This is a genomic window from Frigoribacterium sp. Leaf164 (assembly GCF_001423665.1).
Lineage (GTDB): Bacteria > Actinomycetota > Actinomycetes > Actinomycetales > Microbacteriaceae > Frigoribacterium > Frigoribacterium endophyticum.
In genome coordinates this window covers 266,661-286,668 of sequence record NZ_LMOX01000001.1, presented here as the reverse complement: position 1 = coordinate 286,668, position 20,008 = coordinate 266,661, and the positions used below count along the sequence as shown (strand labels likewise).

The 20,008-nt window shown below is 73.5% G+C and carries 20 protein-coding genes; 7 read left to right on the top strand and 13 right to left on the bottom strand.

All coding sequences use genetic code 11. The annotated features are described in order from the left end of the window. Positions 1-16: 16 nt before the first annotated feature. A complete protein-coding gene (locus tag ASF82_RS01275; protein ID WP_235491126.1) occupies positions 17-1,174 on the top strand; it encodes a cytochrome P450 in 1,158 nt (385 codons plus the stop codon). Positions 1,175-1,315: 141 nt separating this feature from the next. Here ASF82_RS01275 and ASF82_RS01270 read toward each other — a convergent pair whose 3' ends face one another. Beyond that, positions 1,316-1,996 (bottom strand): ABC transporter ATP-binding protein, encoded by a 681-nt coding sequence (locus ASF82_RS01270; protein ID WP_056055539.1) that lies wholly within the window; start codon positions 1,994-1,996, stop codon positions 1,316-1,318. A gap of 86 nt (positions 1,997-2,082) precedes the next feature. After that, positions 2,083-3,579: an ABC transporter permease gene (locus ASF82_RS01265; RefSeq protein WP_056052366.1), complete on the bottom strand. Its 1,497-nt coding sequence runs from the start codon at positions 3,577-3,579 to the stop codon at positions 2,083-2,085. 308 nt (positions 3,580-3,887) lie between these two features. On the opposite strand from ASF82_RS01265, the gene ASF82_RS01260 reads away from it, so the two are divergent. After that, positions 3,888-4,499 carry a hypothetical protein gene (locus ASF82_RS01260; protein ID WP_056052363.1) on the top strand — a complete coding sequence of 204 codons (612 nt, stop codon included), beginning with the start codon at positions 3,888-3,890 and terminating at the stop codon, positions 4,497-4,499. Between the two features lie 110 nt (positions 4,500-4,609). Here ASF82_RS01260 and ASF82_RS01255 read toward each other — a convergent pair whose 3' ends face one another. Both ASF82_RS01255 and ASF82_RS01250 read right to left on the bottom strand, forming a co-directional pair. After that, entirely contained in the window at positions 4,610-5,017 is a 408-nt protein-coding gene (locus tag ASF82_RS01255) for a nuclear transport factor 2 family protein (protein WP_056052360.1), read from the bottom strand. Beyond that, positions 5,008-5,814: an MBL fold metallo-hydrolase gene (locus ASF82_RS01250; protein ID WP_056052358.1), complete on the bottom strand. Its 807-nt coding sequence runs from the start codon at positions 5,812-5,814 to the stop codon at positions 5,008-5,010. The genes ASF82_RS01255 and ASF82_RS01250 overlap by 10 nt, the downstream gene beginning before the upstream one ends. Before the next feature lie 87 nt (positions 5,815-5,901). On the opposite strand from ASF82_RS01250, the gene ASF82_RS01245 reads away from it, so the two are divergent. Next, entirely contained in the window at positions 5,902-6,774 is an 873-nt protein-coding gene (locus ASF82_RS01245) for a helix-turn-helix transcriptional regulator (RefSeq protein WP_162240244.1), read from the top strand. Between the two features lie 275 nt (positions 6,775-7,049). Here the strand turns inward: ASF82_RS01245 and ASF82_RS01240 are convergent, their stop codons facing one another. The 7 genes from ASF82_RS01240 to ASF82_RS01210 form a co-directional block, all read right to left on the bottom strand. Then, on the bottom strand, positions 7,050-7,514 hold the full coding sequence (locus ASF82_RS01240; protein WP_056052350.1) for a hypothetical protein: 465 nt from the start codon (positions 7,512-7,514) through the stop codon (positions 7,050-7,052). Between the two features lie 79 nt (positions 7,515-7,593). Continuing rightward, positions 7,594-8,163 (bottom strand): recombinase family protein, encoded by a 570-nt coding sequence (locus tag ASF82_RS01235; RefSeq protein ID WP_056052347.1) that lies wholly within the window; start codon positions 8,161-8,163, stop codon positions 7,594-7,596. Between the two features lie 226 nt (positions 8,164-8,389). Beyond that, complete coding sequence (locus ASF82_RS01230; protein WP_235491125.1) at positions 8,390-8,980, bottom strand: sigma-70 family RNA polymerase sigma factor; 591 nt, start codon at positions 8,978-8,980, stop codon at positions 8,390-8,392. 135 nt (positions 8,981-9,115) lie between these two features. Then, a complete protein-coding gene (locus ASF82_RS01225; RefSeq protein WP_056052344.1) occupies positions 9,116-9,880 on the bottom strand; it encodes an SDR family NAD(P)-dependent oxidoreductase in 765 nt (254 codons plus the stop codon). Positions 9,881-10,080: 200 nt separating this feature from the next. Continuing rightward, the gene (locus ASF82_RS01220) at positions 10,081-11,364 is read right to left on the bottom strand and encodes a polysaccharide pyruvyl transferase family protein (protein ID WP_056052341.1); all 1,284 of its coding nucleotides are present in this window, start codon (positions 11,362-11,364) and stop codon (positions 10,081-10,083) included. Positions 11,365-11,524: 160 nt separating this feature from the next. Next, positions 11,525-12,193: a class F sortase gene (locus ASF82_RS01215; protein WP_082514193.1), complete on the bottom strand. Its 669-nt coding sequence runs from the start codon at positions 12,191-12,193 to the stop codon at positions 11,525-11,527. 5 nt (positions 12,194-12,198) lie between these two features. Next, complete coding sequence (locus ASF82_RS01210) at positions 12,199-12,921, bottom strand: CHRD domain-containing protein (protein ID WP_056052338.1); 723 nt, start codon at positions 12,919-12,921, stop codon at positions 12,199-12,201. Between the two features lie 247 nt (positions 12,922-13,168). Between ASF82_RS01210 and ASF82_RS01205 the strand changes: the two genes are divergently transcribed. Then, positions 13,169-13,711 (top strand): sigma-70 family RNA polymerase sigma factor, encoded by a 543-nt coding sequence (locus ASF82_RS01205; protein ID WP_235491124.1) that lies wholly within the window; start codon positions 13,169-13,171, stop codon positions 13,709-13,711. A 4-nt stretch (positions 13,712-13,715) separates the two neighbouring features. Then, the gene (locus tag ASF82_RS01200; RefSeq protein ID WP_056052333.1) at positions 13,716-14,546 is read left to right on the top strand and encodes a hypothetical protein; all 831 of its coding nucleotides are present in this window, start codon (positions 13,716-13,718) and stop codon (positions 14,544-14,546) included. Here ASF82_RS01200 and ASF82_RS01195 read toward each other — a convergent pair. Beyond that, positions 14,543-15,484: a serine hydrolase gene (locus ASF82_RS01195; RefSeq protein ID WP_082514191.1), complete on the bottom strand. Its 942-nt coding sequence runs from the start codon at positions 15,482-15,484 to the stop codon at positions 14,543-14,545. The genes ASF82_RS01200 and ASF82_RS01195 overlap by 4 nt on opposite strands. 159 nt (positions 15,485-15,643) lie before the next feature. On the opposite strand from ASF82_RS01195, the gene ASF82_RS01190 reads away from it, so the two are divergent. Both ASF82_RS01190 and ASF82_RS01185 read left to right on the top strand, forming a co-directional pair. Next, positions 15,644-17,914 carry a glycosyltransferase gene (locus ASF82_RS01190; RefSeq protein WP_056052330.1) on the top strand — a complete coding sequence of 757 codons (2,271 nt, stop codon included), beginning with the start codon at positions 15,644-15,646 and terminating at the stop codon, positions 17,912-17,914. Further along, positions 17,911-19,236: a glycosyltransferase gene (locus ASF82_RS01185; protein ID WP_056052325.1), complete on the top strand. Its 1,326-nt coding sequence runs from the start codon at positions 17,911-17,913 to the stop codon at positions 19,234-19,236. Before ASF82_RS01190 ends, ASF82_RS01185 begins: the two co-directional genes overlap by 4 nt. A 97-nt stretch (positions 19,237-19,333) precedes the next feature. Here the strand turns inward: ASF82_RS01185 and ASF82_RS01180 are convergent. Continuing rightward, the coding region (locus ASF82_RS01180) for a hypothetical protein (protein WP_369814240.1) at positions 19,334-20,008 on the bottom strand (675 nt) is incomplete at its 5' end.

The following is a 20,008-nucleotide window of genomic DNA, read 5'->3' as shown; positions in this document are numbered from 1 at the left end:
GCGGCCAGCGTTGCTCGTGCGCGGCGCTGAGGCCGTCGAGCTGTTCTACGACGAGCAGCGGATCGCACGGCACGGAGCCATGCCCGCGCTCGTCCAGCAGACGCTGTTCGGCCGGGGGTCGGTCCACAGTCTCGACGAGGCGGAGCACCGGCACCGGAAGGCGACCTTCCTCGACGTCGCCTACGACGACGAGGAGGTCGCGCGGCGGACGCCGCTGCTCGATCGCGAGTGGCGCCGTGAGGTCGACGAGTGGCTGGCCGGCGGTGGACGCTCCGCCTACGACGCGGCCGTCGGAGCGTTCGGGCGAGCGAGCATGGCCTGGGCGGGCCTGCCCGGGACGGCTGCGGCACGGACCCGATGGTCCGCGCGCCTCGCGCAGATCGTCGACGGCTTCGGCGTGCCGTACTCCCCCGAGTACCTGCTCGCGGCTGCGAACCGCGCGTGGTCGGACCGACACGCTCGACGCCTCGCGGAGGCCGTCCGTGCCGGCGCTCTCGAGCCCGACCCGGGGACGGCTCTGCACGAGTGGGCCTGGCACCGGGACCCGGAGGGTGCGCTGCTGCCCGCGAAGCTGGCGGGGATCGAGCTGCAGAACAGCATCCGCCCGATGATCGCCGTGGCCCGCTTCGTCGCCTTCACGGCGGGGGAACTGCACGACCGCCCCGAGTGGCGGGAGCGGATCGCCGCGGAGGGCGCGGAGCGCGGGACCCTGACCGGTGGACCGCTCGCCGTCGCCTTCGCGCAGGAGGTCCGGAGGACCGCGCCGTTCGTGCCGATGCTGCCGGGCTGGGCGCGGGACGACGTGGAGCTCGACGGGCAGCGACTGCCGGCTGGGGGCCGGGTGCTGCTCGACATCCTCGGCACCGACACCGACGACGCGTCCTGGCACCGCGCCTCCGAGTTCGATCCGGAGCGCTTCGCCGGTGTCGACGACTACGAGGCGATCACGACGTTCGTCCCGCACGGTGGCGGAGACCCGGCCGCCGGCCACCGGTGCCCGGGCGAGAAGCTCGCGATCGCGGGCCTCGCCCCAGCGGTCACGGCCCTCAGCGACCCCCGTCTGACGATCCTCGACGAGGGGCTCTCGGTCGACCGCCGGCGGCTGCCGACGAAGCCGTCGTCAGGCGGTCGGATCCGAGCCACCGGAGCGCCGTCCCGCTGCCCGTTCCACTGACGTCGCGAGGACGCTCCACGGGGATGCACCTCTCAGCCCCCCCTCGACCGTCCCCGGGTCTGAGCCGCGATCACCGAGTTGAGCCCTTTCCGTGATCGACCTGCAACCTGTTCATCTGACCGTCGGTCACGGCGTGAGGGGTCAGGCAGCCGGCCCCAGCTCCGTGAGCTCTCCGCCCGCGATGCGCAGCCGACGCTGTGCGCGCCGGGCCACGGCCGAGTCGTGCGTGACGATGACCACCGTGAGCCCGCGGTCACGCCAGACGCCCTCGAGCAGGTCCATGATCTCGTCGCGGGTGGCCTCGTCCAGCGAGCCCGTCGGCTCGTCCGCGAGCAGCACGCTCGGTTCCTTGACGAGCGCCCGCGCGATGGCCACCCGCTGCTGCTGTCCGCCCGAGAGCTCGCTCGGGAGGTGGTCGGCTCGTTCGGCGAGCCCCACGGACGCCAGCGCCGCCCTCGCCTTCTCCCGGCGCTCCGCCCGGGGCGTCGAGCCGTCCGCGAAGGCCGTCTCGACGTTCTCCGCCGCCGTCAGGGTCGGGATGAGGTTGAAGCCCTGGAAGACGAAGCCGATCTCGCGGGCCCGCGCCGCCGCCAGGGCGTGGTCGCCCGCCGCCGAGAGCTCGGAGTCACCGAGTCGGACCGTGCCGCTCGTGGGCCGGTCGAGCGCGCCGAGCATCTGGAGCAGGGTGGACTTGCCTCCGCCGGTGGGCCCCTGGATCGCGACCATCTGCCCTGCGGGGATGACGAGGTCGACGCCGGCGAGGGCCGTCACCGTGCGCTTCTTCTGCTGGTATGTCTTGGTGACGGCGGTGAGCCTGTACATGGGCGGCGTGCCTCCGGGGGCGATGGTGGTGGTGTCGCCGGCCGCAGCCGGCCGGGGGGTCAGGTCCGTTGCTTCGTGGCGGTCGGTCACGCGACGCTCCTCAGGGCCTCGGCGGGGCGCAGGCGCGAGGCGCGCCATCCCCCGGCGGCTCCCGCGAGCAGGCCGCCCAGGACGGCCAGGCCCACCGCGAGGACGACGATCGACGCCGTCACGGGCACGGTCAGGGCGACGTCGGTGGTGGCCTGCGCCACCTGCTGGCCGACGCCGCCTCCGCCCGCTGATCCGGGGCCGCCGGCGCCGGGCCCTGCCGCCTGGGCGGTGGCCGCGGCGGACAGGGTCGGTGCCACGAGGTTCACGACCAGGATCCCGAGGAGGCCGAGCGCGACTCCGACGACTCCGCCGATCAGGCCCTGCACCAGGGACTCCCCCGCGACCTGCCGGGTGATGCGGGAGCCGCTCCAGCCGATGGCCTTGAGCGTGCCGAACTCGCGGGTGCGTCGACTGACGCCCGAGACGGTGAAGAGGATCGCCATGAGGAACGCGGCGGCGAGCACCGCCACGGAGAGCCAGGTGCCGAGCCTCCCGATCAGGTCGGACGCGGTCGACAGCGAGCCGGACACGCTCGACGCCAGGTCGGACTGGGTGCTCACCGTGGCGTCCGGCAATGCGGCCTGCAGGTCGGACTTCAGGGCGTCGACGCCGCTGGCGCTCGACGCCGTGACGTACACGTCGCTGATCTGGTCCGTCAGGCCGCTGAGTGCCTGAGCGGTGTCGAGGGGCACGTACGTGTCGGAGGCGGTGGCGGCGTCCGACGACGTGGACGCCACGATCCCGACGACCGTGAAGTCGGTGCCGCCGATCGCGAGCGTGTCGCCGACGGCGAGATCGGCGCTCGTGGCGTACGTCTGGTCGAGCACGACGACGTCGGCCCCCGCGTCGGCGGCGGTGAAGCTGCGGCCGTCGACGAGCGAGGCGCTGCTGAGCGGTCCGACCGCGTTCGTCGCGGGGTCGAGGCCGGTGACCGAGAACTGGTCGACGTCGAACGCGCTGCCGCCCGCGCCGTCGGCCCCGCCGGTGGGAGGCGCGGCCTGCGTGCCTGCGTCTGTACCGTCACCGGTCGCACCGTCGGCACCCGCGCCTCCTGCACCCCCCTGGGAGAAGTCGGGCACCGTGCCCGAGAAGGTGGAGGCCTGCAGGCTCAGGGTCGCGGTCGCGGCGGAGACGCCGTCGACGCCCTCGACCGTGGTCAGGGCCGACGAGTCGAAGGTCGCGGTGCCGCGCGCGGCGGAGAGGGTGCTCTGGGCGACCTCGGTGCTGCCGTCGTCGGTGGTGGTGCCGTCGCCGGAGCCGAAGGCGAACTGCTGGCCGGGCCCGTCGGCGCCCGGCTCGGCGGTCTGCGTGATGGTGACGTCGGTGCCGACGCCGTAGACCGACTCGAGGACGGTCGACTGGGCGTTCTTCACACCGGCCGCCACCCCGCTCACGATCATCACGAGGGCGATGGCCAGGGCCATGCCCGCCGCGATGATCACGGTCTGCTTGCGTCTGTTGCTCAGCTCTCTGAGCAGGTAGGTCAGGAACACGGTTCTCCTCGGTGCGGGGATCAGGACGAGGAACACCGTAGGAAACACCGCCCTCAGCACCCGATGGCCCGACCAAGAGACCCCTATGGCACCCAGACCCCCAGCCCACCCGCCGTCATGGCCGGACCTGTCGCGGGTCCACCAGCCATGCCGCACCCTCGAGGAGGGGACGATCCCGTCGGCCTCTGGACCGGGCTGCCTCGTGTGCGTTCACGTCATGCCGCGGCCGGTGGACGATCGTCTACCGGGCACTGCGTCTAGAGCTCGCGGACGATGCGGTTCGCGTAGTGGTCTGATCCACTTGCCTCATGACTAGTGACCACACTAGGGCCCGCATTTCCGCAGCCCTCCTGGTCGTAGGCACCCTGACGGGCGTCGTCCTCTCCGCTGGTCCGGTGTTGGTCGTACGAGAGGCCGTGGAGCAGCACGGTGTCAGCGTTGATGGGTCCGCTGTCGTTGCGCCTGCCTTCTTGTCTGCGGTCGCGGCGCTCCTGGTCTCGCTCGCTGGCTGGCACAGGTCGTTCGTCGGGAACGAGAGCTGGATGACGCGGACGAGAAGTCACCAGGTCGCCGGCCTCGCGGCGGTGACTCCCGTCATCGCGCTGATCCTCGCTGCGACCTGGTCCCTCTCGGCGAGCGGCGCCGAGTACCCCGCAGTGTCCCTGATCGCCGCGACAGTTCTGCCCCTCGTGCCCGGAGTCGCCGTAGTTGTTCTTGGGGTACTAATCGCCACGCTGTTGCGTGGGCCGCTGCCCGACGTCGGCGGTGCGGCCCTGCTGGGACTTGGACTGCTAGCGACAGTCGCCCTCGAACCAGCGTTTCTCGGGTGGGCGCTTCTGTGCGCGTGCCTGTTCGTGACCAGCCAGACGCTGAGACCACGTCGGGACGCCAGCGCCGAACCGGCACAGGCCAAGGCCTGAGGTGGCCAGTAAACGATCGTCTACCGGGCACAAGGTGAATGCCGATCGGGACCGCCTCGCTGACTGGAGCCTGCTGGACCCAGTCAACGAGTCAGCCACGGGAGGCAGCGTCAGGCCATGGCATCGCGGACGAGGGCAGTGTCGACGAACTGTTCGAATCGGACGATGAGCCCGCCCCTGACGACGAACGCGTGGGCGACGCGGGCATCGAGTGCCTTGCCCGTTGCGCCGTGGGTCGCGGTATAACGGGCGAGCACGACGACGTTCTCGCCGTCGACGACGTAGGTGTCGTCGTGAGCGGTCCAGTCGACCCAATCGGCACCCAGCTTCTCCATCACGGCTGCTGTGACGCCCTCGGGGGTGCGGTAGGTGCCGGCCAACGGGAATCCAGCCATCTCGGTCCACTCGACGTCGGGCGCGAGTGTCGCCCGCAAGGCGTCGAGATCTCCCGCGGCCGAGGCGAGGTACTGGCGTCGGACGACGGCGCGAGGCGAGTCGTCGAGTTCGTTCAGCCCCATGTCATCTCTCCCTTCGCGACGCGCGTACCGAGGTGCGCTGCGACACCCAGGCCGGCGCCGGGGTACTGCGCCTGCAGGGCTTTCTCGGCCTCCTCGGCGGTGTCGTTGTCGGCGATGGCCGCGTCGAAGGCAGCCAGGTAGTCGCGGGTGTGGCGGATCGCAGTGACATCGGCGGGGAACGCCGGGTCACGGTGGCCTGCCACGACGACTGTCGGGTCCAGGGCCTCGAACTCGTTCAGTGCGGCCGTCCACAGAGCGCGCTGCTCGACGGTCGCGGTGTCGGCGGTCCAGACGTGCAGGCCACCGAAGACGAGGATGCCGCCGAGCAGGGTGCGGCTGTCGGCGTCGAAGAGATACCAGCCGCGGTCGCCGGGATCGACGTCGGCGAATCGGACCTCGAGGGTGGCGTCGTCGATGGCGATGTGGTCGCCCTCGAACGCGGTCAGCTCGACCTTGCGGGTCGGCAGGTTGTCGCCGAGGCTCGCCCAAGCCTTGAGCTTGCCCTCGTAGCTGTGCTCGATGTGCTCGATCACGGCGGCGGGTGCGACGAAGCGCGCGTTCGGGAACGCATCCTGCACGACCTCGGCGCCGAAGTAGAAGTCGGGGTCGCCGGCACCGATGAACACGGTGGTCAGGGTCTTGCCCGAGTCAAGGATCGCGGCGACGGCACGGTGGCCGGCGCTATGGGTGAACCCAGCGTCGACGAGGACGGCCTCGGCGTCGCCCGTGACGAGCGTGAGGGTCTTCTCGAGGGCTGTGGAGCCCGAGTCGAGGACGGTGTAATCGAGGGTGGTCATGCGGTTCCTCTCGGTTGTGCTGATGGGTCAAGTCTCGGACGGGCGAGTTCGCCTGTCACGGTACTTCTGGGTGTCACACTGGTGAATATGGGACAGAACGAACCGCGTGGCGTGCGCTTCTCACTGCCGGCACCCGGGCCGTCGATCGAGCTGACCGGGCTGCGCGACATCATCCGGCGTGGCGGTCGGCGTGAATTCCTGTCGACGCAGCGCCTCGACTTCGAGCTGCTCTACCTGATCGAGGGGGGCAGCACCGTCCACGACGTCGACTTCGTCTCGCACCAGCTCGGCCCGGGCGACGCACTCTGGGTGCGACCCGGTCAGGTGCACCGTTGGGGCGACATCTCGACGCTGACCGGCCGCATTGCACTGTTCCCCTCGCACGCCATCCCACCGGACGTGCAGGAGGCGCTGGTCGAGTTGGGCTACGCCGGCTCGACCTCGCGATTCACCGCGTGGACGGCACCGATGCTCGAGCGCGCGGGGGTCACGGCGGCCTGGCGTGCCCTCCACGCCGGCGATGCCCCCGGCGACCACCGCGCCGTGCGGTCACTGCTGCGCGAGGTCGCGTTGTCGGCGGTCCTTCTGCGGTTAGCGACCTCGTCATCCGATCACTCCCAGACGCCCTCCGGTGCGACGGACGACCGCGAAGGGATCTACGCCGCCTTCGTCGCCGAGGTCGAGGCGCATCACCGCGACTTCCACCGGGTGTCGGACTATGCCCGCCGTCTGGGTTGGTCGGCAAAGACTCTCGGACGCGCCACCGCACTGCACGGCGTGACGCCCAAGCAGGTCATCGATGACCGTCTCGTGCTCGAAGCTAGACGACTGCTCGTCCACACCACCCAGCCGATCGCTCAGGTTGGTGTGCATCTAGGCTTCGATGACCCCTCGAACTTCTCGAGCTTCTTCCAAATCCGCACCGGGTTGAGCCCCGGGAACGTTCGAGCCGACGCCTGATTCGTCAGCAGCGAAGGAACGGACACCGCGACACCATTGAGCCTCGCTTAAACGCTGTGCACGTCTAAGCCACTCGAGACGATCTCGAGGCTGCGGTCGCAGAACTCACCGCGACCACTCCACCCCGGATCGAGCCACGCAGACTCTCTCGATAGGCGATCCTTCACCGGGCACTAGGTGCTCGGCCGACATACGGCTACGTTGCGAGGGCAGCCCAGACCCCGCTGTGAATGGCGGGGTTCCTGGGTTCGCCCGGGTTCCCCGTCAGGGATCGGCTATCGGACAGGACCGTTTTCGTCTCGGGCCGACGAGACAAAAAGGTACTCCGTGGCCGCGGCCACGATCCCGCCGACGACGGCCGCACCCACGCCGTAGGTCATCTCGTCAGCGGTCGTCATGAACCTGGCTACCGCGTGCGCAAGAGCCCAGGCCAGGGCTCCCGAGGTCAAACCGCTCACGACGCCAATACCTATTGCACGAGCCGAGCGCCCGGCGTTCCGAAGTCTCTGGCGGACAAGAAGCGCGGCCACGGCAGCAACAGGGCCAATCATCAGACCGAAGACAAACCCTCGGAAGCCGAGGTCCACAACAAAGAGCAGCCAGACGAGGGTTGCCATTTCTCCCTCACTGAAATCGATTCCTCCGTAGGAGAGCACGATGGAGCCCAGCTCGATCCCTACGCACAGGAACACACCCAGCACCCCGCCAGCAGCTATTCCGCTGAGCATGAAGAACCTCACCGCCGACCCAGGGCCGCGACTACCGGCGGCCCTCGAACTAGCTTCCATGTTCCCCATCTCCGCGGTCACTAGAGCATCACTATGCCTGTTCACCGCGCTGAATCGCTCGGTAGACGGTCGAGCGTGCGACACCGAAAAGCTCTGCAATCTCGCTGGTCGTGTGTGCACCGGTGCGGTGCAGCTGCACGAGGTGCTTCTCCTGCGAGGCGGTGAGCTTGGGCTTGCGACCGCGGAGCTTGCCGGCGGCCTTGGCGATGGCCATGCCCTCTCGGGTCCGGGCTCGGATGAGGTCTGCCTCGAACTCGGCCACCATGCCGAGGACGTTGAACAGCAGCCGGCCGACTGGATCGGTGGGGTCGTAGACCGCTCCCCCGAGATTCGGGGCCACGCCCTTCTTCGTCAGCTCGTCCGCGATGTCGGTCGCGTCACGCAGCGACCGGGCGAGACGGTTGAGTTTCGTGACGACGAGGACGTCGCCGGCACGGCACGCAGCCAGCGCTTCACGGAGCCCCGGCCGTGCTCGAGTCGTGCCCGAAAGACCATGGTCAACATGCACGTGTTGATCGTCAACGCCCAGCGCTGCAAGACCGTCACGTTGTGCTGCGAGATCTTGTCCCGAGGTCGAGACGCGGGCGTATCCGATGAGCATCCGACGCCTGTAGCGTTTAGACCCCCGTCACCGGGCATTTTTGCGGGACAGGCATACGCGAATCCGCAGGCCAGGCCCCACGTGGCCCCAGCCGGCCAAACGCCGACGCGAAGAGTGTCCCGATGAACGACCGCTCACTGAAACGGCAACAGCCGCCCCGGGGCAGTCCTCGTTCGGCATCGGCGGAAGACGACTACTGGTGGCCTGGAAACAGGGACCCCGGCACTCAGCCGCGCGCGACGGCGTCCGGGCCGAGGAGCTTCCGCAGCGCGATCAGGGCCTCGCGCGTGCGCGTCTTCATCGTCCCGAGCGGCACCCCCGCCTCGCCGGCCGCCTCGGAGTGGCTCAGGCCGCCGAAGTAGGTGAGCTCGAGCGCCTGCCTCTGGGCGGCGGTGAGGCCCTTCATCGCCCGGCTCACCCGCGCGTGCTCGATGTGCACGGCAGCCGTCTCGGCGACGTCGTCGCGGACGTCGTCGAGGTCGCGGATGCCGACGGTCATGTCACGCACCCGGCTCGCCTGCGCCGAGCGGACCCGGTCGATCGCACGACGACGAGCACGGACGAGCAGCCACGACACCGCCCTGCCCTTCGCGGGGTCGAACTGCGCCGCCTCCTGCCAGGCGGAGAGGAACACCTCCTGCGCGACCTCCTCCGACTGCGCCGGGTCGACGAGGATGCGCCGCACGAGCCCCAGCACCCGTGACGACGTCATGTCGTAGAGCTGGGCGAAAGCCCTCTGGTCACCCTGCGCCGTCGCGAGGACGAGGTCGTCCTCGCTCGGGTCCTGCCGGAGCAGGAGTTCTGAGGTGAGGGTCACGGGGGCCGTCCGGTCTGGGCGTGGGGGCGAGGAGTACAGCAATGCTCCCCCCGGCGCTGCGGCCACTGTATGCGCCTGCATCCTCCCCGGCACCCCCACTTCGGGCCGCCGCCGAGCCCGCGGCGGCCAGACCGGTCAGATCGCCGACCAGCCGCCGTCGGAGGGCAGCACGACCCCGTTGACGTTCGTGGCGTCGTTGCTCGCGAGCCAGGTGATCGACGCGGCGAGCACGTCGGCCTCGACGGGCGTCGGCACGGTCGTCTGCATGATCGGCCCGAGGGCCGCCGCGGCGACCTGGGACTTCATCGGGGCCTCGATGTTGGTGATGGTGGCCCCGGGCGCGACGGCGTTGGTGCGGATGCCGTGCTTCGCGTAGACGACGGCCGTGTTCTTCGTGATGCCCGCGACGGCGTGCTTCGACGCCGTGTAGGCCACGCCGGCCGCCGAGCCGCGGAGCGCCGCCTCCGACGCGACGTTGACGATCGCACCCGAGCCGGCCTCGATCATGAGGGGCAGCACGGCCCGCGTGAGGCGCACGACGGCCGTCACGTTGATCGCGAAGACGAGCTCCCACGTGCGGTCGTCGACCTCGGCGGCGGGCAGGAAGCCGTCCATGATGCCGGCCACGTTCGCCAGCGCGTCGACCCGTCCCTCGGCGGCGGCGACGACCGCCTGCACGCCCTCCTCCGTCGTGATGTCGCCGGTCACGGGCACGAGGTCGAGCTCGGCGTTCTCGGCCACGAGCGCGTCGAGGCGCTCGGCCACGACGTCGGCGGCCACGACCCGGGCACCCTCCCGCGCGAAGCGGAGGGCGGACGCACGGCCGATGCCGCTGCCCGCCCCGGTGACGATGACGGTCTTGCCGCGGAAACGGTCGGGGGTGGTGGTCAGGTCGGCCATGGCTGCCTCTTTCGTCGGGACCGGCCTCGGTGCCGGTCCCGAGCATTGTGACACGCGGTGCCAGAAAGAGGCTGCGCGTCGGCCGGGAGGGCGGCAGACCCTGATGACGAACCCCGTCCTCGCATCCGAACCCCGCCGCGGCAGGGTTCCGGTGCGAAGACGGGGTTCGTCGACCGGGCGACGCGAGCGCGCGGCGCGACCTACGCTCCGAGCTCCTCCGCGACGCGGTCCCACCAGCCGGCGGAGGCGGTGCGCACCGAGCCGACCCGCGACTCCCACCGGGCCCGCACCTGCGCGGCGTCGTCCCAGGTCGCCAGCGCGAGCCGCGCCGCCGAGCCGAGCACCAGCGCCTCGACCGAGGCGACGCTCGTCTGGCCGAAGGCGCCGAGCGCCCCCGTGAGCTTCACGCGCGTGTACTCGTCGACCGAGATGCCGACCGTCGGCACCCCGCCGGCGACCGCGAACACGGCCGGGTGGTAGCGGCTCGTCAGGTGCAGGGAGGCGCCCCGCGCGAACCGTGCGGCGGCCACGGAGTCGGTGGTCGGCTCGATCCGCACCCGCGAGGTGGTCATCGCGTCGATGACCCGGCGGTGCAGCACGGAGTCGCCGCGCTCCTCGCCCTCGTTCAGCGAGGCCCAGTGCGCGAGGAACGCGATCTCGAGCCCGGTCTCGTCGGCGACCCGGTCGAGCAGTCGCGCGAGGGCGGAGACGACCTGACGCCGGTCGGCGTCGCCGACGTGCGTCGAGAGGCTGACCGCGCAGTACGGGAAGGAGCCGGCTCCGACGAGCAGCGACCCGGGCCCGGCCGAGGCGCCCGCGTCGAGGCCGGTGACCACGGGAGGCGCGGCGTCGGCCCCGAGGAAGCTCGCGTCGTCGACGTTCTGCACCACCTTGCGCGCGAGGTCGGGCGCGGTGTCGTCGGCGACGCGCCGCATCAGCGTGTGCGAGGCGCTCTCGCGCACCCCGAAGAGGCGCGCGTCACGGAGCAGCCCCGACACGAGCCGCTCGTCGTCGGCGACGAGGTCGGGCCCGATCGTCTGGCCCGTGACGACCAGCGGGCGCCCGACCACGCGGGCGACGGCGCCGAGGGCGGCGCGCTCGAAGACGTGCAGCGACCAGCGGGAGGCCATGTTGCCGCCGCCGGCGACGGCGACCGCGTCGGCCTCACGGACGGCCTCGATCACGGCGAGCGCCGGGTCGTCGTGGGGCAGCGCGGTGCGGCTGCCCCCGGCCGCGGCGAGCACGCGCTCGAGGCGCTCGACCTGGCCGTCGCGGCCGCCGAGCGGGCCGGGGGCGAAGCCGATCGGCCGGACGGCGTCCACGTCGTAGCGCGCGGCGGTCTCGTCGGGCGCGCTCGAGAGCAGCGTGACGGCGTCGACGCGGCGCCGGCGCAGCTGGACGACGAGCTCCTCGGTCATGGCCTCGTCGCCGATGTGGATCATGTCGTCGACGACGCCGACGTCTCCGATGGCGAGTGTGCGCACGCTGACCTCCGGGCCCGCGGGCCGTCCAGGGACAAGGGGAAGGAGGCGCGGACCGGGCCCGCGCCTCCTCGACGGTAGTGCACCGCAGGTGGCCCGCCGCACGGGCCCCGGGCGCTGCGCGGCCGGCTACCCCGCGCGGTCGGCTACCCCGCGCGGTCGGCTACCCCACGCGGTCGGCGAAGACGACGCGGTTCTGGTCGTAGTGGCCCGATCCGCGGTCGAAGACCCCGCCGCAGGTGATGAGCCGCAGCTCGTCGGTCAGCTGCGCCCCGAACACCCGGGCGGTGGGGAACTCGGCCTTCGGCACGTCCACCACCTCCGAGACGACGTAGCGCGCGACGCCGCCGTCGACGTCGGTCAGCACGACCTCGTCGCCGACGACGAGCTCGTCGAGCCGCGCGAACACGGCGGGCCCCGAGGCCGAGTCGACGTGGCCGGCCACGACGGTCGGACCACGCCCGCCGGGCCGCCCTCCCCCGGTGAACCAGCCCACGTCGTCGGCGTCGACGGGCACCTCCATCGCGCCAGAGGCATCGAGCCCCAGGTCGATCAGCGGCTCGGAGAGCCCGATCGCGGCGACGTCGACGCGCGCCGGCGCGACGCCGACGGCCGGCACGGCCACGGCCTCCGCCTCGGCCGGCGGAGGCGTCGCCGTCGCCGCACTCGGTGACGAGGCGGGGTCGGGCGCCGGGGCGGGAGCCGACGGAGTCGCGGTGCGGGCCCCGGCACCGGTCGCGTCAGCGGCGACCCCGGCCCCCGTGCCCGAGCACCCGGTCAGCACGCCCAGCACGACGACCGCCGCGGCGAGCGCCGGCAGCGGCCGTCGCACGCGGGTCAGCCTTCCTGGGCGTGACGGCGGCGGACGGCGATCCACGCCGCCGTGCCGAGGACGCCGACCAGCCCGAGTGCACCCGCGCCGAGCGCGAGGCCGGAGCCGGTGCCGGCCTGCGCCGCGCCTCCGAAGCCGGTGTCGACGCCGCCGACGGGCACCTGCGTCAGCTGGCCGCGGACGACGCCCGAGGTGAACGCGGCGGTGTGCGAGTCACCGGTGAACGACGCCGGGTCGGCCTCGATCTGGGCCAGCGTGAAGCCGGTGCCGGTGTCGGCCCCCGCGTCGTTCATGACGCCGGTGGTGAAGGGGCCCTGCAGGCAGCCGCTGCTGGTGCGGGTGCCGTCGCCCTGGTCGACGGGGTTCGGGAAGGCGATGCGGGGCGGGCCCGACTTGCCGACCGCGGCCTGGTGGAGGTGCGTCGCCGTCTTCGCCGGGCTCATGTAGTCGCCCGTCACGCCCGTGAGGGTGATGTCGTAGCAGATGATCTCCTGGTCGCTGTTGATGCGGAAGTCGAACGTGCCCGTCGCGCCGGCCTCGCCCGGCGCCGGGGCGCCCGCGGTCGAGATGACCTGGTCGGGCGTCGCCATGACGGTGAACGCGCTGGTGAACGTGGACGGGGCCTGCACCTCGGTCTCCGCCGACGCGGGCGCGGCGGCGAGCAGGGTGAAGGCGGCCGCGGCGGCTCCTCCGATGGTCAGGATGCGGATGGATCGCTTCTTCGACATTCGTCTGCCTCTCGACGGGAGCCGCCCGGTCGGGCGCGCTTCTGCAGGGAGGTACGCCGGAGGGCGGGGCCGCGTTCACCCGAGTCCCGAGAATTCTCGGAACCGTCCTGGGGGCCGGTGAACGGAGCCGCCCGGGCCGTCGTATCCCCCTCGAGGGCGACGACCGGCGCGCCCCTACAGTGGGAGGCACCCGATGACGCTCGCGCTGACGCGTCCCGCACCCGCACCCGCACCCGAGTGGAGCCCGATGAGCACGCCCGAGCCCGGCGTCGACGTGCACCCCGTCGACCTGCCGACCTTCGACGTGCCGTCGGCGTTCGCCGAGCACGGCTCGGCCCTGCTCGGCTTCGCGGTCAACGCGCTCCGCGACCGCAGCGCGGCGGAGGACTGCGTGCAGGAGACGTTCCTCCGCGCCTGGCGGTCGCGCGACTCCTTCGACCCGGCCCTCGGCAGCGAGCGCACCTGGCTCTTCACCATCCAGCGACGCGTCGTGCTCGACGCCCTCCGTGCCCGGGCCCGCCGGCCGGCGCTCGTCGAGCACGACGACCAGCTCGACGTGCCGGCCGAGACCGGGGCGGACCCGCTCGACCGGCTCGGCATCGTCGAGGGGCTCGCCCGCCTCAGCGCGGAGCACCGGGAGGCGGTGGTCGCCGTGCACCTGACCGGCCTCAGCTACCAGGAGTTCTCGGCCGCCACCGGCGTGCCGGTCGCCACGCTCCGCACCCGTGTCTTCTACGCGCTCCGCGCGCTCCGCTCGCACCTCGACAAAGGGGACCAGACCGATGCCTGAACCGATGCCCGGGACCCCCGGCTCCGACGACCGGCGCGACGACGACCGACGGGCCGAGCTCGTCGCCGCGGCCCTCGGTGACGACCTGAGCCCGGCCGAGGCCGACGAGTTCGCGCGGCTGCGGGCGGCCGACCCCACGATCGACCGCGAGCTCGCCGAGCTGGGCGGGCTGCCCGGCGCCCTCGCCGGCCTCGGATCGTGGCAGGACGTCGAGCCGAGCGCGGAGCTGCGCCGCCGGGTCGAGGGAGTCGCGGGGGCGGAGGCGCCCGGAGCGACCGCCTCGACGACGGGGCCGGCCGCGGTCGCCGGCACCGAGCCTCCGGCACCCTGGGCCCCCCGGGCACCCGGCCACGCCCCCGCACCCGCGCCCACGGCGCCCGCGGCCCCGGTGACGCCGCTGCGGCCGCGGCGCCGACCGCTGCTCACCGTGCTCGGCGCCGCCGCCTGCCTCGCGCTGGGAGCGGGCGTCGGCGCGCTCGTGGCCGCCCCGCGCGACTCGACGCCCGAGGGGCCGGCCGGCACGCTCGGGGCCGTCGAGCCGATCGACTTCGCGGGGGCGCCGACCGGCGTGAGGGTCGAGGGCGACCTCGTCGCGCACACCTGGGGCACCGAGACGCTGCTGACCGTGACGGGCCTGCCCGTGGGCACGGCGTTCTCGGTCGTCGTGATCGACGACGAGGGCGGGGAGCACCCCTCGGGCGCCTTCCTCGGCACGGAGGTCGAGATCGACTGCCAGCTCAACGCGGCGGTGACGCGCGACCACGTCCGGTCGGTGGAGATCCGCGGGGCCGACGGCGAGCTCGCGGTCGCCGCGGTGCCCGCGGTCGAGGCCTAGCGCTCCGCCGCGGACGGCCCCTCCCGCAGCCCCTCGAGCTCGCGCACGACCGCGGCCGCGACGGCGTCGGCCCGCTCGTGGTCGTCGGCGGTGATCGTGACGACCGCGTCGTCGACGACGAGCACGAGCTGGCCGAGCGCGCCGTGCAGGCGCCAGGCCGAGCCAGGGCCGCTCCACGCGCCGAGGCCGTAGCGCTCGTAGCCCGGGCTCGTGCCCGCCGCGACCCAGCCCGAGTGCACGGCCGCGGCGGTCTGCTCCGACACGACGCGCCTCCCCCGCCAGGCCCCGCCGTCGCGGAGCAGCCGGCCCAGCCGCGCCACCTCCTCCGTGCGGAGCGCGAGCCCGTCGCCGGCGGTGACGAAGCCGAGCGGGCAGCGCTGCCAGGCCACGTCGTCGAGGCCGAGGGGGCCGAGGAGTCGCGGGCGGAGGAAGTCGACGACGTCGCCCACCCGGGTCGCCAGCACCCGCATCGCGGTGTACGTGCTCGCGTTCGAGTACTGGAACACGCGGCCCCGCGACGGTCGGCCGACGAACTCGAGCGCGAGGTCGGGCCAGTCGGTCATCAGGGTGGGCGACCACGGGAGGTCGACGCCGCTCGTCATCGAGAGCAGGTGGCGGAGCGTGACACGGTCGACGCCCTCGCCGAGCTCGGCGCCGGGCAGCCACGCCGCGACGGGCTCGTCGAGCGAGAGCCGGCCCTCGTCGGCGGCGATCCCCGCCGCGAGCGCGCAGACGGCCTTGGCGACCGAGTGCACCTCGCGCCGGACGTCGGGCGACCAGCGGTGCTCGGCGACGTCGTCGCCGACGAGCACGTGCAGCCCGTGCGCGCGGAAGCCCGCGTGCTCGACCTCGGCGACGAGGCGGTCCCGGACGATCCCGGCCCGGGTCTCGGTCGGCGTCGGGGCGCTGGTCGGGGCACGGTCGGGGGTGCGGGTCACCGCCCGAGTCTGCCGTGCCGGGCACCGGGACACCAGGTGGGGCGGGCCGCCCCGCACGGCGTTCCCAGGCCACGCACCGCCCGCTCCCCGCTATCGTCGGATCGGCCCCGCACCCGGAGCCGGCGAGCCGGACGACCCCCGGCCGCGAGAGGGGCTCCCGTGGGCATCCAGACTTCGCTCGACGCCGTCCACCAGGCGACCGGCCTCGTCGAGTCCATGCGCCTCGCCGACGACCTCGCCTTCGAGGCGGCGCGCACGGGCGGGACGCGCACCATCCGCCTGCTCACCGGCGCCCTCGGCAGCAGCGACCAGCTCGTCGCCATCGCCGCCACGCACGCGCTCGCGCAGGTGCACGACGAGCAGGCCGACCTCGCGCTCAGCGCCGTGCTCTCGAGCGAGCGCGCCTTCCTCCGCGAGCACGCCGCCTGGGCGCTGTCGTCGCGCCTCCCCCGCCCCGAGACCGTCGGCCGCCTGCTGGCGCTCGTCGTCGAGGGCGGCTTCGTCGGCATGCTCGCGCAGCGCACCCTCGAGCAGTGGTCCGACGCCGCCCCCGACCTCGTGGCCGTGTCGGTCGAGGGCAGCCTGATCGGCGTCCGGGACGCGGAGGCGCGCTACCGGCTGGTCGAGACGCTCGGCCTCGTGCGCGACCGGATCGCGACGCGCCCGCTGCTCACCGTCGCCGGCGACGAGGGCGAGTGCGAGCACGTGCGCGTCGCCGCCGTCTCGGCCCTCGGCCAGCGCCGCGGCGCCCCCGGAGTGGCCGTCGCGCTCGAGCGCTGGGCCGACGGCGAGGGCTACCTCGCCGACGTCGCCCGGCTCGCCCTCGTCGACCTGGCCGCGGGCCCCGGCTCCGCCGCCGGCGCCGACGACGCCGCCGAGCGCGGCCTCACCGTCGCCCAGCTCTTCCTGCACGCCGACATCGACGCCGACCTCACCGCGGCGGGCAGCGGCGACAACGGGGGCATCGCGACCCTGCTGGTGCGGCTCGGCGACGCGCTCGTGGCCGACACGGCCGAGCACCCGGTCGACGTGCGGCCGGAGGCGGTCTCGACCCGCGACTCCTCGACGGCCTCGCGGCTGCCCACGTCGGCGGGAGGCGCGGTGCACGACGGCCCGCCGCTCACCGTCAGCCGGGTGGTCACCCTCTCGAGGGGCTCGTCCGCCGGGGCGCTCGAGAGCGTCAGCGACCTCGCCGGCTACGACCGCGGCCACGTCTACGGGCGGGTGCCGCTGCTGAGCGGACCGGTGCCCTCCGCCGCCGCCTGGCCGCTGCGGGTCGCGGCCCGCCGCGGCATCCGCCGCGTGCTGCGCGCCAGCGGCGGCGTCGACGTGCTGCACCTGCGCATGGCCGACGTCGGCAGCCTCGCCGCCGCCGACGTGGCGCGTGAGCTCGACGTGCCCGTGGTCTTCACGGTCGCGCCCGACCCGCACGCGGTCATCCAGTCGATGGATCTCGCGGGCGGCCTCACCCGCGAGAACTTCGGCGACGTCGACGTCAAGGAGCACTTCTGGTTCCGCGCGAGGCTCGTGCAGCAGCTCGCCTCGAACGCGTCGCACACCGTGCTCTTCCCCCGCCCCGAGCTCGCCGCCGACCTGCGCGACCTCGTCGGCATCGACATCACGTCGCACCCCGAGCGCCACACGATCGTGCCCGAGGGCATCGACCTCGCGGTGGTCGACCGGGCGGTCGCCGAGGCCGCCGCCCACGCCGCCGGACAGCCGGCGACCCCGCCCCTGGCGGAGCTGCGCGAGCTGCTCGAGACGCTGCCCGCCGAGCGCCGTGACCTGCCGCTCGTCGTCAGCGTGGGGCGCTTCCACCGCGTCAAGGGCATGGCGACGATCGTCGACGCCTGGGCCCGCGGCCCGCTCCGCGACCGGGCGAACCTGCTGCTCGTGGGCGGTGACCTGACGAACCCGTCACCGGACGAGCGGGAGCAGCTCGAGCTCATCCACGCGACCCTCCCTCGGGAGACGCACCGCGCCTCCGGCCTGCTGCTGCCGGGGCACCACCCCAACGACACCGTCGCCCGCTGGGTCGCCGCCGCCCGCTTCGGCGTGCCCGGCCTCGCCGCCCCGCGCGGCGTCTACGTCTGCGGCAGCCTCAAGGAGGAGTTCGGCATCGCCCTGCTCGAGGCGATGGGCTCGGGCCTGTTCGTCGTCGCCCCCGACGGCGGCGGCCCGTCGACCTACGTCGAGCGCGACGTCACCGGCGTGCTGACCAGCACCTGGGACGTCGACGCGCTCTCCGCCGCGATGGCCCGCGCGGTCGGGCTGGCGGCGGGCGAGCCCGACGACCAGAGGGCGGCGCGGTCGCGAGCCACCGTGGAGCACAGCTTCACGATCCAGGCGATGGCGTCGGCCCTGGCGTCGGTCTACGGCGGCGTGCACCTCGACGAGGTCGCGGCCCTCGACACGGCGTGGCTCCGATGACGCTCCTGGTGATCTCGCCCGACTACGCGTCGCACCTGCTGCCGCTGGCGACGCTCGCGACGGCCTGGCGCGACCGCGGCGAGCGCGTCGTCGTCGCGACCGGCGAGGCGACGGCAGGGATCGTGGCGTCGTTCGGGTTCGAGCGGGCGCACCTGCAGCTGGCGCGCGGCTCGAACCCCGGTGTGATCCGCGCCGAGGAGCAGCCTGCGGGCGAGGACGACTCGCTGCGCGGCTTCTTCGACGCGACCCGTCGCGGCGGCGTCGAGACCCTCGCCTACCAGGCGCGCGAGCGGCTCACCGACCTCATGTGGCAGCCCGTCGAGACCGCCCGCGCGGTGCAGGCGGTCGTCGCGGAGGTGCAGCCCGACGCCGTCATGGTCGACCACCTGGCCTTCAGCGCCCGGCTGGCGCTCGTCGCCGGGCACGTGCCGCACACCGACGTGGTGCTCGGGCACCCCTCAGCGCTGCCCTTCGGCGACGAGGTCTACGGCCTGCCGCCGGAGTGGCCCGCGGGCTGGGAGGCGGGGCTCGACCCGGCCGCGCTGGCCGACCTGCGCTCCCTCTGCGACCGGGTGAGCGCCTCCTTCACCCGGGAGTGGAACACCGCCCTGGCCGAGCTCGACCCCGCCGCGGCCCCCTCGGCGTCGGCGTTCTCGGAGCACGGCGACCTGCTGCTCTACAACTACCCGGCGGAGCTCGCCGACCCCGAGCGCACGCCGCTGCTGCCGCCGCACGCCCACCTGGGCTCCGCGGTGCGTGAGGAGCCGCTCGACCCCGAGGTGGAGGAGTGGCTGGCCTCGAGCGACGAGCCGTTCGTCTACGTGAGCTTCGGCAGCTTCCTGTCGGTGCGGTCGGACGTGCTCGCCCGCGTCGCCGCGGCGCTCGACGGGCTCGGGGTGCGGGCCGCGATCGCGACGGGCTCCGCGGTGCCCGCCGACCTCGGCGAGCTGCCCGCGTCGTGGCTGGTGCGGGGGTTCCTGCCCCAGGTGCGGCTGCTCTCGCGGGCTGCCGCGGGCGTGACGCACGGGGGCAACAACAGCGTCACGGAGTCGATGACGCACGGGGTGCCCCTCGTGGTGCTGCCGTTCTCGACCGACCAGTTCGCGGGCGCCGCGGCGCTCGAGCGCACCGGCGTGGGCGTCGTGCTGCCGCCCAACACGGCGTCGGTCGACGAGCTCGCGAGCGCGGTCGCGCACGTGCTCGACCTGCCGGAGGGCCCCCGGGAGGCGCTGGTCGCGCTCTCGGGGTCGCTGCGGCGGGAGCCGGGCCGGCTCCGTGCCCTCGCGGCGGTGGACGCCGCGGCGGCGGGCCGTCTGCGCTGAGCCCTGGGGCTGGGCGCCGCGGGCTGAGTGCTGCGGGCTGAGCGCGGCGGGATGGGCGCTGGACGCGGTGCGCTGCGGGGTGGGCGCCGGGCGCGGCTCAGACGGCGGGGACCTGCAGGAAGGCGCGCATCGTGGCCTCGTCGACGGCGGCCTCGCGGTAGGCCTGCATCAGCGCGGCGTTGGCGTCGTACTGGGGGCCCTCGCGCGACTCCGCCTGATGGTGCAGCGCGAAGACGGTGCCCTCGTGGCGCACGGGGGCCTCGCCGAGCAGGGTCTCGTGCGCGAGGTACCAGGCGGCGTCCTCGAAGCCCCAGCCGCGGAAGCGCTCGTCCTGCCCGCCGTGGCTGCGCCAGGTGGCGGGGGTCGTCACGTAGACGCCGGAGCAGGCGCCGCGGACGAGCTCGTGGTCGCACTCCTCGAGCGGGGTGCCGGCGGCGAACTGGGCGCTGCCCGTCGCCCCGAGCCAGTGGTACGCCGTGTAGGGCAGGTGCACGCGGCCGGAGGTGCGGGCCGCGGCGACCGCGGCGAGCAGGGGCTCGAGCTGGGGCAGGGTGTCGGCGTCGGCGATGACGGCGACCTCGTCGGCGGCCACGCGGGAGACGCCGACGTTGCGGCAGCGCGCGAGGTTGAAGAGCTCGTCGTCGGTGTCGACGGGGACGATCTCGGCGTCGGGCAGGGCACGCCGCCACCAGGCGACGACGGTCTCGAAGGCCGGCACACGACTGGGCTGCGGACGCCACGGGATCACGACGGTCACCATGGGCGCGAGCTT